The organism is Buttiauxella cochleicola (genome assembly GCF_021283185.1).
Taxonomy (GTDB): Bacteria; Pseudomonadota; Gammaproteobacteria; order Enterobacterales; family Enterobacteriaceae; genus Buttiauxella; species Buttiauxella massiliensis.
In genome coordinates this window covers 406,405-422,125 of sequence record NZ_JAJSOS010000002.1, presented here as the reverse complement: position 1 = coordinate 422,125, position 15,721 = coordinate 406,405, and the positions used below count along the sequence as shown (strand labels likewise).

At 49.8% G+C, this 15,721-nt stretch carries 8 protein-coding genes and 2 pseudogenes; 5 read left to right on the top strand and 5 right to left on the bottom strand.

Features of this window, described 5'->3' with window-relative positions; translation table 11 throughout:
• Positions 1-132: 132 nt before the first annotated feature.
• Positions 133-663, bottom strand: a complete 531-nt coding sequence (gene cybB, locus LVQ76_RS04885; RefSeq protein ID WP_232921121.1) for a cytochrome b561 — start codon at positions 661-663, stop codon at positions 133-135.
• Positions 664-853: 190 nt separating this feature from the next.
• On the opposite strand from cybB, the gene gap reads away from it, so the two are divergent.
• Positions 854-1,855 carry a type I glyceraldehyde-3-phosphate dehydrogenase gene (gene gap / locus LVQ76_RS04880; RefSeq protein WP_232921120.1) on the top strand — a complete coding sequence of 334 codons (1,002 nt, stop codon included), beginning with the start codon at positions 854-856 and terminating at the stop codon, positions 1,853-1,855.
• Between the two features lie 45 nt (positions 1,856-1,900).
• Here gap and dbpA read toward each other — a convergent pair whose 3' ends face one another.
• The gene (gene dbpA / locus LVQ76_RS04875) at positions 1,901-3,274 is read right to left on the bottom strand and encodes an ATP-dependent RNA helicase DbpA (RefSeq protein WP_151993574.1); all 1,374 of its coding nucleotides are present in this window, start codon (positions 3,272-3,274) and stop codon (positions 1,901-1,903) included.
• 270 nt (positions 3,275-3,544) lie between these two features.
• On the opposite strand from dbpA, the gene LVQ76_RS04870 reads away from it, so the two are divergent.
• The gene (locus LVQ76_RS04870; RefSeq protein ID WP_064519157.1) at positions 3,545-3,835 is read left to right on the top strand and encodes a Bor family protein; all 291 of its coding nucleotides are present in this window, start codon (positions 3,545-3,547) and stop codon (positions 3,833-3,835) included.
• Positions 3,836-4,196: 361 nt separating this feature from the next.
• Here the strand turns inward: LVQ76_RS04870 and LVQ76_RS04865 are convergent, their stop codons facing one another.
• Positions 4,197-4,559, bottom strand: a complete 363-nt coding sequence (locus tag LVQ76_RS04865; RefSeq protein ID WP_232863671.1) for a hypothetical protein — start codon at positions 4,557-4,559, stop codon at positions 4,197-4,199.
• A gap of 491 nt (positions 4,560-5,050) precedes the next feature.
• Here LVQ76_RS04865 and LVQ76_RS04860 point away from each other — a divergent pair, with 491 nt between their 5' ends.
• A complete protein-coding gene (locus tag LVQ76_RS04860) occupies positions 5,051-5,455 on the top strand; it encodes an MbcA/ParS/Xre antitoxin family protein (protein WP_232863670.1) in 405 nt (134 codons plus the stop codon).
• The gene (locus tag LVQ76_RS04855) at positions 5,455-6,144 is read left to right on the top strand and encodes an RES family NAD+ phosphorylase (RefSeq protein WP_232863669.1); all 690 of its coding nucleotides are present in this window, start codon (positions 5,455-5,457) and stop codon (positions 6,142-6,144) included. The genes LVQ76_RS04860 and LVQ76_RS04855 overlap by 1 nt, the downstream gene beginning before the upstream one ends.
• Before the next feature lie 36 nt (positions 6,145-6,180).
• Here the strand turns inward: LVQ76_RS04855 and LVQ76_RS04850 are convergent, their stop codons facing one another.
• Complete coding sequence (locus tag LVQ76_RS04850; protein ID WP_232921119.1) at positions 6,181-14,754, bottom strand: glycoside hydrolase family 94 protein; 8,574 nt, start codon at positions 14,752-14,754, stop codon at positions 6,181-6,183.
• Positions 14,755-15,053: 299 nt separating this feature from the next.
• A pseudogene (locus tag LVQ76_RS04845) lies at positions 15,054-15,263 on the bottom strand (putative quinol monooxygenase); the annotation flags it as partial.
• An 8-nt stretch (positions 15,264-15,271) separates the two neighbouring features.
• On the opposite strand from LVQ76_RS04845, the pseudogene LVQ76_RS04840 reads away from it, so the two are divergent.
• Positions 15,272-15,610: pseudogene (locus tag LVQ76_RS04840) on the top strand (MFS transporter); the annotation flags it as partial.
• Between the last annotated feature and the right edge of the window lie 111 nt (positions 15,611-15,721).

Genomic DNA, 15,721 nt, shown 5'->3' with positions numbered 1-15,721 from the left:
ACGTAGCCCTACATCGCTTATTCGCGTTTTAGGATTTGCAAGCACGAGTTCATGGGCATGATCGATTAACAGTAGTGTACTATGCGCATTTCCAGTGGGACGACACCCTTTCCAGGGCCAACTCCGTTAAATTTAGCCCTTTTTCCCTGGCAGCATGCGCAGCAATGTATTGTCTTTCCACACATAATGGTGGAACAGTGCGGCAAATGCATGAATGCCAATCACGAAGTAACCGATGTTGGCGATAAGCTCGTGGTAACTCTTGATGGTAAATTCCATATCTTCATCAGGTTCAATCGCATGCGGCATAGGAATGCCAAACACCGACCAGTCACTGCCTTTAAAGTACACCGTTGTAAAGCCGAGAATCGGTAACACAATAAACATCAGATAGATAATCGTGTGCACCAAATGGGACATTCCCGTAATAGCAGGATGCGGTTTCGGCGTAATCGCGGGAGCGCGATATTTAATGCGTACCAGCAAGCGGGCAATCATCAAAAAGAACACGCTGATCCCACAAGTTACATGAGTTGCGTTGAAGACTGGACGATACGATCGCGGTACAAAACCTTTCAGTTCCATCGCGCAATATGCCCCCACTATCAATAAAAAAACCAGCCAATGAAGTGTTATCTGTAACGAGGTGTATTTGCTGCGCATTAAGGTGTCCTGCTTAGTAACAATGATTTTTCCAGGATAGCGGCTAATTCTTAGAAAATCATTAACATCTGATGAAATTATCTAACACCCCCCCTGACAATCCCTGTTTGCGGCACCTCGGTTTATGAACTATCACTAGAGTTGATTAAGGATTAAGCAATTCCTGATGATTAAAAGTGAGGTTCATATCATGAAAAAAATCGGTATCAATGGCTTTGGTCGCATTGGCCGTCTGGTATTACGCCGTGTTCTTGAAACCAAAAGCGAAGTTGAAATTGTCGCTATCAACGATCTTACCTCGCCCAAAGTGCTTGCCTACTTGCTTAAGCATGACTCCAGCTATCATAACTTTGACGGAACAGTGGATTACACTGACGATGCGTTAATCGTCAACGGTAAGAAAATTGCGGTGTATGCCGAAAAAGAGGCGAAAAATATCCCGTGGGGGAAATTGGGCGTTGAGATCGTTATCGAGTGCACTGGTTTCTATACTTCGGAAGAGAAAGCCAGCGCACATCTGGACGCAGGTGCGAAGAAAGTGCTGATTTCCGCACCTGCTGGCGATATGAAAACTATCGTCTTTAACGTTAACTGCAACACTATTACGCCAGAAGATAAAATCCTCTCCGTCGCCTCCTGCACCACTAACTGCCTAGCGCCAATGGCGAAAGCGCTGCACGACAACTTTGGTATTAAAGGTGGCACCATGACCACCATCCATGCTTATACCGGTACACAATCACTGGTGGATGGCCCGCGAGGTAAAGATCTACGTGCCTCTCGTGCTGCGGCACAAAATATTATTCCGCACACTACAGGTGCGGCGAAGGCTATTGGTCTGGTGATACCTGAGCTGCAAGGCAAACTCAAAGGGCATGCGCAACGCGTACCGACACTTACTGGTTCAGTAACAGAACTGGTGTCTATTCTTGAGAAAAAGGTGACGGTCGAGGAAATTAACGCAGCGCTGAAAAAAGCAACTGAGGGTAATGAATCGTTTGGCTATACCGATGAGGAAATTGTGTCGTCCGATATAGTCGGCACGAATTTTGGTTCAGTGTTTGATGCAACACAGACGGAAGTGACCGAAGTTGGCGATTTGCAATTGGTTAAAACCGTGGCCTGGTACGATAACGAATACGGTTTTGTCACACAGTTGGTGCGGGTATTGGATGCGGTCGCGAAGGAATAATAAATACCTCTCCCTGCCCGATTCGCAGGGAGAGGTTTTAAAGACTTATTTCAGCAAACGTACTTTGACGGATTTGCCTTTGATCTTGCCCTGTTGCAACTGTTTCCACGCATGGCGTGCAACAGACTCACGAACAGCAACATAAACGTGCATTGGGTGAACATCGATTTTACCGATATCCGCCCCATCCAGCCCCATGTCACCTGTCAACGCACCAAGAATATCGCCCGGGCGCATTTTCGCTTTCTTACCACCATCAATACACAACGTCGCCATTGTCGCTTCAAGTGGTTTGATGCTGCCACCGGTTGGTGCAGGCTGCCAGCTCAGGGACAAGTTCAGCATTTCTGCCAACACGCTGGCGCGTTGTGCTTCTTCTGGCGCGCAAAGACTGATAGCTAAACCACTTTCCCCCGCGCGTGCGGTACGGCCGATGCGGTGAACGTGAACTTCCGGGTCCCAGGATAGTTCGTAGTTGATGACCATTTCCAACGCTTTGATATCCAGGCCACGAGCCGCAACATCGGTTGCCACTAACACCCTGCTGCTGCCGTTGGCGAAACGCACCAGTGTTTGATCGCGGTCACGCTGTTCCATGTCGCCGTGCAGCGCCAGCACGCTTTGATTGCTTTCACTCAGCGCATCACAAACGGCCTGGCAATCTTTTTTGGTATTACAGAACACTACGCAAGACGCGGGCTCATGCTTGCTAAGCAGTTTTTGCAGCAGGCTGATTTTGCCACTGCGCGAGATTTCGTAGAACTGCTGTTCAACAGACGGCAGTTCGTCTACTGAATCAATTTCGATAGTTTCCGGGGAGCGCTGCACACGGGAACTGATTGATGCAATCGCGGTAGGCCAGGTTGCAGAGAACAATAACGTCTGGCGATCCTGCGGTGCATGGCTGATGACTTCATCAATTGCATCCGCAAAGCCCATATCCAGCATACGGTCAGCTTCGTCCAGCACCAGCGTTTGCAAAGCGTTTAACTTAACAGTCTCTTTTTTCAAGTGATCCAGTAAACGACCTGGTGTTGCGACAATGACATGCGGCGCATGTTGCAATGAATCGCGCTGGGCACCAAATGGCTGGCCACCACATAGCGTCAGCACCTTGATATTTGGCATATAGCGCGCAAGGCGACGTAATTCTTTGGCCACCTGATCGGCCAGTTCACGCGTTGGGCACAGCACCAGCGACTGAGTAATAAACTGGCTTGCATCAATATGTTGCAACAAACCAAGGCCAAAGGCCGCAGTTTTACCACTGCCGGTTTTCGCCTGAGCACGGACATCTTTCCCAGCCAGTATCGCGGGTAATGCAGCCGCCTGAACAGGCGTCATGGTGTGGTAACCAAGTTCGGTGAGATTGGCGAGTTGTTCTGCTGGCAGAACGTTTAGGGTAGAAAAAGATGTCACAGTTATACTCTCAATTAATGGGCTGTCAGACAGCGTCTGGCGCGCATCTTAGCAGATTTGAGGGGGCAACGCGGCAGTTTCAGGCAAAATAGCGCTGGAGTTTTCAATCATAAAGCGACCATGGATAAACGTCGGTCCCACTGTTTGTTCGGAACATAAACAGAAATCAAACGATACCCGAGATAATTCTTAAGCATTGCTAGTCGTATTTAATAACCAGATATACAATGCGAAGCTGTTTATGATGACCACAATAAAAATAAGGTATATATGAAAAAGTTAATGATAGCGGTTGTTGCTTCAATGGTGTTATCTGGCTGTGCTCAACAAACATTTACGATTAACAAGGATATTGCTGAAAAACCACAGCAAACCACTACACACCATTTCTTTGTTAGCGGAATTGGTCAAACAAAAACTGTTGATGCTGCAGCTGTATGTGGTGGCGCTGATAAAGTTGTTCGCACTGAAGTGCAGCAGACATTTGCTGACGGTTTCCTGGGCTTTATCACTCTGGGGATTTATACCCCTCGCGATGCTCGCGTATATTGCTCTAAATAAATACTCTTGCCGGTGTTATGCACCGGTATTAAACATTTTTGATATAGTTAACACAAAATAATAACATGCCGAAATGATACCATCAGGCAATAGTATAAAAATAAATAAGAAGATGATTTTCAATGACATGGGGATTTAAAGTAGCAACAGTAATTCTTGTTGTTGTAGTGCTAGTTTGGCTGATGCTAATTATCAATACATTTGATAAATATGCACATTTTCATTATTTGATCGATCAAATTGAAGGGACATACTTGAGGTGACTTAAGTTAAATCACCTCGATTTATAATATTGCGCTGATTCTAAAACCCCACCACCAATACATTGCCACTTTACCAAAAGCATTAAAATATCAATGTATTAGCTAGCGTGGGTGTTGATGTCTAGATAGACCATTAACTCAGCTTTTGCGCTCTGTTTAGCAGCTGCGTCTTCGGCAACAATATAAAATGATCTGGATGAGCCTTCTGGTGCTTTCTCCGCAGGATAAACGGTGTAATTTAAATCCTTTTTGCCTGATGCTATCTGGCATTTCATCGTCCACGCATTCAACTCTTTCGCATCACTCTTACATGTCGTCGGCCCGTAGGAATAACTGAGATAAGAACCCACCCGCGCCTCTGCATCTTTTACATAAGATGGAGTACTGTTGAACCAATATATCCCGCAAAGCACTAATGCAAGTGGTGTTGCGATTAAAGAAATAAGATGTGTTTTTTTCATGATCCCAGAGTTGTTTTAAATTAGAGGGCTCGAAGTATATAGGAATCCCCTTATTGATTACACATTTTGAAATGGTTTTTTTATATTTGTATTAAAACGTATTTAATCACGCCGATTGTAACTGTGAGTGAATATTATGTTTGATATTAGTTTACGGTGTCTAGATTTTAATTAATTGTTAAATATATGATCACACCTGTTGCGTACAACGACATAAAGCGAGTAACTAATTAGTTTCTTTTCCCTTAAAATATATCCATACAATATATAAGTCTTTCTGTTTATTTGGCAATTATCCCTCATCCCATAATACCGGGCATCATTTCCTACCCGCGTTTGACTCTGAAGGCAGATCATTTCTGCGTCAGATCTTGCTTCCACATGTGGTTAGCTACTTCTTAATTGTACATATATGAACAATTCCTCTATGCTAGTAATTAAGTTAACTCATGTCTCAGTTTTTGGCAGGCACAGATTATATAGGAGGACATATGGCTAACACAGCACAGAAAGACCATCTAAATGGCGCCATTGACCCCAGCAAAGCGCTACCTGTGGTGTTTCGCATTCTGGATAAATGGCACTGCAATTCTGATGAACAACTGAAATTACTGGGTATTTCATCGCGTTCAACATTGAACAAATACAAAGAATCCGGTGGGGGCATTCGTCTAACCTTGGACATGCAGGAACGAATGAGCTACATCCTCAATATTCATAAGTGTCTGCGATTACTGTTTACAGCTGACGACAGCGTTTATGGTTGGGTGCGCAAACCTAATAGTCACCCTTTCTTTGCTGGACGCACAGCCATGGATGTGATGAAAAGTGGCCGCGTGGCTGACCTGTATGAGGTTGCCAAACGGCTGCATGCATGGCGTGGGGGAATGGCTTAATGCAAAAGCCGCCACTTACCAAGTTCGAAGGGGAGAAAGCCTATCGGATAATCCCAAGTCGCTATCCAACAATTGATTTGTATGAAGACGTGGCTAGCACCGACGAGCTTGAGGCTGTTTGGGCTATAGAGGCAATGACCAATGACCGGTTAAAAGAAGAGGCCGGAGAGTTGTCATTGGTGCCAAAACACGATTGGCTGGTGGGTATTCATGGAAGCAGTTATGTAATGGCGGCATTCACCCATTTAAATCCGGAGGGAGCACGATTCACCACTGATGATTTTGGCGGCTATTATTGTGCTCCTAAGTTAGATACCGCTATCAAAGAAACGGTGTACCACCAGGAGCGTGTATTAGGTTATACCTGCGAACCTGCACAGAAAGTGCAGATGCGCGTACTGTTAACTACATTCGACGCAACCTTGTCTGATATTACAGATGAACCGTTCCTCTCCTCACCTATCTATCACGCCACGGACTACAGCCAGGCAAAAGCCTTTGCTCAGACTCAGAAGTCCCAAAACGCGGACGGTATCCATTATCGCTCCGTTCGCCATACAGAGCATTTTTGCTATGTACTCTATCGGCCTTGCCTGATTACTCATGTTCATCAGGCGCAACATTTAGAGTATCACTGGAATGGAAGCGCCATTACAAATGTACTCAGCATCCAGCTATATGGTGAATAGCGGAAAACCTCTGGTTTGGCTGCGCCATTTTTTGGATTAGATTTCTGTCCCTAAGTTAATCTCTACAACGTGCCGCTGCCCATCATCAATCAGCGGGATAGTATTTCCTGACTGCGATACCCCATCCAGCATGACCCGATATTCGCCCTCACCTTGCTGCGCATTTATCTGATAATCACTCGAACCATGTCGATAAATCATGCTTACATAAGGCCAGTCGCGTGGCAGTAATGGATGAACGGTGATTGAGTCACCCTGGCGTTGAATACCCAGCAAGGTTTCGATGATTAACCGATATGCCCAACCGGCCGAACCGGTATACCAGCTCCAGCCACCACGCCCGGTGTGCGGCGCAACGCTATAAATATCTGCCGTCATCACATAGGGTTCGACTTTATAACGTTCAATGGCATCCGCAGTGAGTCCGTGATTGATCGGGTTAATCAGCGACCATAGCTGCCAGGCCCGTTCGATATTGCCGCTACGGGCAAACGCCATTACCGCCCATATCGCACCGTGAGTATATTGCCCACCGTTTTCACGCACGCCAGGCAGGTAACCCTGAATGTAACCAGGGTTTGGCCCGTTTCCGTTAAATGGCGGAGTAAGCAGTTTTATTAGCCCCGCCTCGTTATCCACCAGGCGTGAGTCCAGCGCCTGCATCGCTTGCGCGCACCTCTCCGTGCTTCCCGCACCGGATAACATCGCCCAACTTTGGGCGATAGCATCTATCTGGCACTCTTTTGCGCTTTGCGAGCCTAAAGCTTCTCCACTATCAAAATAGCCCCGCCGATACCAGGCCCCATCCCAGGCCGCCGCCTCAAGATTGATTTGCAGTTTTTCAGCTTCTTTACGGCACATTGCGGTGATTTCGTCATCGTTGATTTGTTCGGCAAGCTGCGCAAATTGCTGCAAAACATCATAGAGGAAGAACCCGAGCCAGACGCTCTCACCCTTGCCTTCTAACCCGACGAGGTTCATGCCGTCGTTCCAGTCGCCCGCGCCCATCAACGGCAAACCATGTTGACCAAATCGCAAGCCGTGACGAATGGCTTTTACCCCGTGTTGCCATAGCGTCTCTTCAAGCGCGCTGATAACCGGTTGTTCATAAGCCGACTCCTCGCCCGGTTGTAACTCACGCCCCTCAAGGTAAGGCAAGCGATGTTCGAGCAAGCCGATATCGCCGGTGGTTTTAACGTAGAGGCAAATAGATAACGGCAACCAGAGGTAATCGTCTGAACAACGGGTGCGTACCCCATTCCCTAATGGTGGATGCCACCAGTGTTGAACATCTCCTTCAACAAACTGACGTGATGCACACAGCAGAATTTGCTCGCGCAGCCGTTCCGGTGCTGCATGGCTCAAAGCCAGCGTGTCCTGTAGCTGATCGCGGAAACCAAACGCGCCGCCGGACTGATAGTAACCGCTGCGAGCCATCAGGCGGCAAGCGATGGTCTGGTAAAGCAACCAGCCATTGGCCAGTAAGTTAACCGCAGGGTCCGGGGTAGAAACGACGATTTTGTCGAGCATGTGATGCCAGTGGCTGTGAACATTCGCCAGTTCACTACGCGCGGCGTCTTCGCTCAGATACTGATTAATCATCACTTCTGCGTCCTGCGCGTTCTGCCCGATACCCAGCACAAAAATAAATGTCCGTTGGTCACCATCAATCATCGTGGTTGCTGACTGAACTGCGCCGCATGGGTCCAGCCCCGCGCCCGTTTTATCAGACAATGTGCGTAGCTTCATGGCCGCCGGATCGCGCTGCGAACCATTGCGCCCAAGGAATTCCCGACGGTCGCCCGTCACTGAACAATGCACACCCGTCACCGCGAAGAATGCCGTTCTCTCCGAGCCGTTGCTGTTGTAGAAGTTATTTGCCAACACGCCGCAGCCACGCCCGGTTGTCGACGCGCGAGTCACAATATGCATGCCCGATTTGCTGCGCGATTCACCCAGCGTCCACTCCACATAACCGGTCACGGAGATTTTGCGGGTGCGCCCTGAAGTATTACTGAGCGTCAGAATGGCGATTTTTACCGGTGCATGTTCTGCCACCAGTATTGTTAACTCCGTATCGATACCGGTTTCACGGTGGGCGAAAACGCTGTAGCCAAAGCCGTGACGAGAAAGATAGTACCCGTTGCCGCGCACCGGCAAGGTGGTCGGTGACCAGACTGCACCGCTTTCTTCGTCACGCAAATAGTACGCTTCACCAGAACGATCGCTAATGGGGTCGTTTTCCCATGGTGTGAGCCGATATTCGTGTGCATTTTCATACCAGGAATAGGCCTGGCCCGCTTCTGAAATGACAGTGCCAAAACTGGCGTTCGCCAGCACGTTGGACCATGGTGCAGGTGTCTGGTCGTTTTCATCCAGCGTAATCTGGTATTCGCGGCCATCTTCCGAAAAGCCGCCGCGTCCGTTGAAAAACACCAGCGCACGGGTATCTGGCTGCCACGGATCGTGTTGATTAGTGGGGATCCCCAAGCGTGGTGTAAAGGCCGGTTGTGCAGGAATGGTCGCCTGGAGGCGCTGGTTCAGCTGTTCTTTCAGGCCGCCTGCCCGGTCATCGAGCACAATTTGCGCCACACTCAGTAGTAAAAGCCGATCCTCCGCCGACATATGTTCGCCGTTGCGCACAAAAATGCCGCCGGATTTATCTATCTGGCTGGCTTCAGACCCAGCCATAATCAACTCTATTATCTGGTTTTGTAGCTCTTGCTGATAGCCGCCAGGGTTATCGTTAAGGATAACCAGGTCCACGGCCAGTCCTTTCAAACGCCAGTAATGGTGTGCCTGAATCATCGTGGTGATGAGCAAAATACTTTCATCACTGGTGATGTTAAGAATCACAATCGGCAGGTCGCCTGAAATAGACCAACCCCACAGGCCTGACTGCCCGCGACGGTTACGACAAAGCGTTTTGGCGTCCGCTCGCAGTTCAGGGCCGGGGAAAAGCACCGCGCTGGCGAGACGGTTAAAGAGCGTTGCATCGTCTTCGTTGGCATTAATCTGGCGCAATACTATCTGGCTATGTGACCACGCCAGCTCAAATACGCGGTCGGCTATCGGGTGGTCGTGATATTTCTCAATCAGCGCCTGGCTGTGCTGGCGGCTTTCCGTCACGCCATAAATAATATCGACGGTAACCGGCAATCCGGGTTGTAAAATGATGGTCTGACGAATGGCAAGAATCGGATCCAACACCGGCCCAACGCTGTTGCTCAGCACGCCGCTTTGTTGGGTTGCCAGCGCATTGGCAGGGGTTCTTCCTCGCCCAAGGAATTTTGCACGGTCAGTTTCAAATGAGGTGTCGTTCGGAGCCTGACCATGCACCACCATGGTATGAAACATCCACGGGCAAACTTCATCAGGAGCGCGAGGCCTGCGGTGGCAGAGAATAGCGTGCTGTTCGGGAAGCAGCTCGGTCTGAATAAACAAGTTACTGAATGCCGGATGTGCCAGATCACTTTCTTTCGGCGCCAGCACCACTTCTGCATAAGTCGTCAGCTCAATGGTGCGCGGTTGCCGCCCACGATGCAGCAGCGTGACGCGGCGCAGCTCAATATCATCTTCAGGTGAGACAACAATCTGCGTTTTAACGCTGACCGTTCCCGCCAGCAATTTATACTCGGCCCCCGCATCGGTAAATATCACATCGTACTGGCTGACCGGCTCACCAAGCGGCTGCCATGTATTGCTCCACACTTCATTGGTGACAGGGTCACTGATATAACAAAACGCACCCCAGTTATCGCAGGTTGCATCGCTGCGCCAGCGGGTTAACGCCAGGTCTTTCCAGCGACTGTATCCGCCACCAGACTGGCTAACCATCAGGTGGTAATCAGCGTTCGACAGCAATTGAACTTCAGGGATCAGGCTGTCTACGTCGGTAAACTCGCGCGTTTCGTACTGAACCGGTTGCAAAACCCCTTCGTGAGATTCGAAATGGCGACGCGGGCTGTACAACTCAACTGCATCAGGAACCCGTTCTTGTAGTAACAAACGAGCCGACTGGAATGACGGACTGGTCATAAATCGGTCGACCATCGGAGCACCCAACAACACGTGGGAAAGTGCCTGGAACGCCATGCCCTGGTGGTGTGCCATCCATGAACGAACCACGGCGTACATCTGGCCACTGGCAAGGCGCGATGGCGTGTAGTCCAGCGCTTCGTAGAAACCATACTCCCCACGAGCACCATTTTTCTCGAGCTTCAGCAGGTTTTCACAGGCTTTATGTGGCGAAACCGTCAGCGCCATCATGGTGGCATACGGTGCGATGACCATGTCATCTGCAAGTCCCCGTCGCAAACCAAGGCCCGGCACACCAAAAGCGTGGTACTGGTAATTTTGCAGCGCATCAAAGGAGTAATAGCCCGACTCTGAAATCCCCCAGGGCACGCCCCGCTCTTTACCCCAGTCAATCTGGCGTTTGACTGCCGACTGGCTCATCTCTTCCAGTAAACTTCCCGGATAAGTCGGCATCACCAGGTTCGGCATTAAATATTCGAACATTGAACCACTCCACGACATCAGCGCCGTTTCGTTATCAATGGTGGTAAACAGCCGTCCTAACGCAAACCAGCTTTTCAGCGGCAACTGGTTAGTGGCAATTGCCAGGAAACTGGTAAGACGAATTTCCGAAGGCAACAAATCGTAATGGCTGTTATCGAGCTTATTATTGTCGCAGTTATAACCCACGCTGAGCAGACTGGTGACCTCGTTATACAGAAAGGCAAAGTCCATTCGCGCGTGCTCAGTCAGGCGTTGTTCCAGCTCCGTAATAATATCCAGGCGTGTACGTGCCTGGCGGATCACCGATTCTGAAGGACTGCCTTCGCCTGTATGTTTGGCCTGTGCCAGCCAGTAAAGTGTTGGTAACGATTCACCCTGCCAGTTTGCGGGGAGCCAACTGAGAAAATGAGTCCATTCATGGCAGATAAGCACTAACTGACGCTGGAGATGATCCACCCAGCGGCGGATGCGCCCCTCTTCATGATTGCAAAGTGCGTGAAGGCGATTGCTTTGCGCACGCATATTTTTCAATTCAGGAAAGAGTAACGCCGGATGGAGTGTTGCAGCGGTTTTGCAGTGATTGCGAAGCTGACGCAGCGATGTCGGTGCATGCTGCCCCCAGGCTTTCTCGAGAATTTGTAATGTGTCATCGAGGCCCGTTAGCAATTGCTTGGTGTTCAGTATTGGCCTGTTACGCAGCCCCGTTAGCCCTGCGCTGAGGGTGAGCAAATGCCCGGCCATATTGCCGCTGTCGACACTGGAGATATAACGCGGATTGAGCGGCACCAGGGTGCGCGTGTCGTACCAGTTGTATAAATGGCCGCGGTAATGCTCCATTTTATCCAGCGTGTCGAGCGTCAACGTGATGCGTTGCAGCATTTCACCCTGCGGAATATAGCCAAAATCCCACGCCGTCAGGTTGGCCATCAGTGACAAACCAATATTTGTTGGCGATGTGCGATGCGCAATTACCGGCTGGGGAATTTCCTGGTAATTATCCGGCGGGAGCCAGTTTTCTTTCTCCGTAGCGAACGTTTCAAAAAAGGCCCATATCTCGCGACTACTTTGGCGCAGCAGGCTTTTGTTTTCATTATTAAATGTGATGGACGCCCGGGCAGGTTCACGGCTCAGCCAGCTTAATAATAGCGGAGCGAGACACCACAGCACACCGACGGGTAGCGCAACAAACAGCATCATCGGGGCCAGGAATGCCGCAAGCGCAATCAGTGCCAAACCGGCAATAACATTGAACCACATTGCGCGATAAAAACGCATCGGCGAGGCTTTCGCGCTCTCAGTGCACTGGTCGAAACTGGCCCACTGGTTGAGATTGTGATGGCTGATACCGAGGCGCCATAAAGTCACCGCAATGGAATGCAGCGAATAACCGGCCTCATGAGGCAACGTGATAAACCCGAGGCCAATGCGCATCAGGCGTTTAAGCCCACCCGATGACACCAGAATCAGATGTTGCAAGAATGGCCGCCGTGGGGGTTTATTGAGAATATCCTGGGCGATAACCAGCACAGTGGGAAGTAACAGCACCGCAGCCAAAACGCATATCCAGTAAAATGGATTCGGGACCAGCAAAAGGGTACAAAACACCAACACAAGAAATGACGGTGCGACCAGGCTACGACGCAAGTTATCCAGCAGTTTCCAGCGAGAAAGCGTAGTTAGCGGGTTTTTGCCGCGCGTGCCATCCGCTTTTCTCGGGTTGAGTTTAAGCCAGTTCAGCAGTTGCCAGTCGCCGCGTATCCAGCGGGTACGCCTTGCCACATCGGTAAGGTAATTATTGGGATACTGCTCATAAAGCAGCACTTCACTGAGCAAGCCGGAACGGGCATAGCACCCTTCCAATAAATCGTGGCTCAGCACCAGGTTTTCCGGGCAAGTATTGCGCGTGGCTTGCGTAAAAGTATCTACATCGTAAATACCCTTGCCAACAAACGAGCCTTCACCAAACAGGTCCTGATAAATATCCGATGACATCATCGAATATGGATCGTTACCCGGCACGTTACTGCACATAGCCGCATAGCGCCCCTGCCCGTTACGCGGGATCTCTTCAGCAAGCCCTGGCTGCAAAATACCGTACCCTTTGACGACGCGCTGTTTTACCGGATCGTAGACCGGATGATTAAGCGGGTGCGCCATAGTTGCGACCAGCTTATGGGCGGTATCGCGTGGCAGGACGGTATCGCTATCCAGAGTGATGACATATTTCACCCCCGCAGGCGGGCTAATTACATTGCTGTGGACTTCAGAAAACTGTTCTGCGGGTTTGCGTAACCAACTATTGAGCATCGACAGTTTGCCGCGTTTACGCTCATAACCCATCCAAACGTTTTGTTGTTCATTCCACTGCGCCGTGCGGTGAAGTAAAAAGAAAAGCGGCTGGGGAACGGAGGCATAGCGGCGGTTCAGATTCTGCATTTGCGCTTCAGCCCAGTGCAGAAGCTCGGCGTTTTCCGGCGAGTTTTCATCGGGGGAATCAGCAAAATCCGTCAGCAATGCAAAGTACAGATTGGCCGTATTGTTACCGAGGTAACACACTTCCAGACTGTTTAGCAGCTTGTCTATCCCCGCGCGGCTGGTAAGTAAGCAAGGAATAACAACCATGGTGCAAAACTCGGCTGGAATGCCAGTCGAGAAATCCATACGTGGCAACGGGAGCGGAGAACGAAAGCGAGTCGTCGCCTCACTGAGTAAATTGATCGCTAACTGGCTAACCAGCACGACCAGCGGCAGGGCAAGAAGCGCCAGCGGCCAGTTCATACCTTGTTCGTGTGTATGCGATAAAACGTCGGCGGTAAATGCGGTGGTCAACAGGCTCAGGCTACCGAGCCAGGAAAGCAGCGGAATTTGATTAAAGCTGTGGCGTAGTCGGACTACCCAAGATGTATTTGCCCCAAGCTGTTGTTCCAGTTTCGAGCGCCCTTCCCCAATAAGATAATAACCAACATGGTTACCATCTGACTGTGCCATCTCAAGAATGTGACGCGCGACTTCGGGTTCACTGTGGTGGCTGTGCCGGGCGAGGATCTCGATAATGTGCCGATAGTGGTCGCGAGTATCAAAATGCATAGCCGGGTAGATACCGCCGGGATCCTGGCGCAATGTCTGTTCGACCAGGCTCATGGCTTCGGCAAAGTCTGCCCAGTTGGTTTCGCTTAGCAGACGCAAACCGGCAATGCTGTTACTAACCGATAGCTGGCTGGCAGCAAGTTGCTGGTTGAAGCGGTGAATCAGGTAATCGGTGGTGACGCCTGTTTCAGCAAGGCGCTGTTCAACCCAGGTCAGCGGCAAAGAAAGCATATTCCCCCGCCCCTGCAAGCGGCGAACGAGCTCAGCCACAAAAGCACTGCTCAATGGCGGGCGTGAACGAGCCATATCCGCAATCACCATAATCAAATCTGCTGGCGTGTTCTCGGCACATTCAAAAATACGCGTTACCCAGACATCGGCGAGGTTTCGTTCTTCCTGCGCGTCAGCGACTTCGATACTGACCCGGCGTAAATTCTCGATAAGCGCCAGGCGCAACATTCCCGGTAGCGCCCAAAGCTCTCCGAGTGTTAGAGGAGTGACCTGTTGATATGCTGCAATGTAGCTTGTCAGACTGGCAGCATCCCAACGGCCATCAGCGTGGGCAATGGCTTCAGAGGCAATGTCATAAATACGCGGGCAATTATGTGGCGCGGCTAACGGCGGCAACCCCTTGCCAAAATTCTTGGGTAGGTGATGGCGAACCACGCGGATTTGTTCTTCGATAAGATAGTAATTATCCAGCAGCCATTCGCCAGCGGGCGTAATTCCTGACTTTTCACCCGCGTTGAGTAGGTAGCAATTACGGGTAATGATGGCTTCATTATCTTCCAGGCGCTTGAGTAAGTAGTAAGGCAACTTGGTGGTCGATAATTTATGGGAACGCGCCAGCTTCTGGCCATAGCGTTCCATTTGGGCCGCAGAAAATAGCTCAGCTTTGATAGGACTTTCATTCGCAGGCTCAGTGCCCAACCAATCAGAGGTTTTTGGATGCAATTCCAGTGACTTACTCGCGGTAAACCACTGTTTAAAGTTTAATTTCATGAATTTGCTCATCAGGCGATGTGAACGCACAGGAGCAGTTGTTCAATCAGATCAGAAACGTTCTCTCAGGATGGGGTGTCAGGCATCAGGGATTTAACAGCTGCAAGAGTCTTCTATAAAGTATAGGTTAAATTTTGTTCGTTTTTCTTGCGTGAGTTTTCATATGCCTGTGAAAAGCATTGCGAGTAAGCCCGGAGCTATAAAGTGATTTGCCTTTCAATGAAGGGAGTTCATCCTAGCACGCCCATGAATAAATAACGCACAGTTATCGGGGCGGCGAACAGAAAGCTTGCAGGCTTTCAGTTGAGGATACCAACCGAGTTCATCAGGATATAAGTCGCTTCTTTTCGAGTGTATTGATTAATCCTGGGCACAAGACGTTTGAAATGTTCGCTGGCGCAGTGTGCATCCAGAGCCGAGCGGTCAGGCCACTCCTCTATAAAAATGAAATGCCCCGGATCTTTCTCATCAATATATAAGTCATAGGCAATATAGAGTGGCTCCTTTCTGTTGACCACTTCAAACCGACATCTATCTTCCGGCTATGCCCGTCATGGCGAAAGATTTACAGGGTGATGCTGAACTGACGATCACAGGGTTCCTTATCGGCTTTTGCATTGCGCAACTGATTTGGGGACCGATTAGCAATCGTTACGGGCGTCGTCTGCCACTGTTTATCGGTTTAGGCCTATTCATCATCGGCTCGGTGGGCTGCGCATTATCAACAGATATCGTGCAAATGTTATACGCTATGCCTGACGTTCTATTACGTTGCAGCCTACGCCTTTATCGCGGGCTCTCCGTTTGTATATATCACGTACTTCGCAGCACTATGGTTGGACGATGGGCTGGATAATTGCGGTGTTTACGGCAGCCAGCGCCTTGATGGCATTGACTGTTCAGGTAAAAAACAACTATCCCCTGCCCGAATGATTTTATGAATTTCATTCATAGTGGCTATTAACCA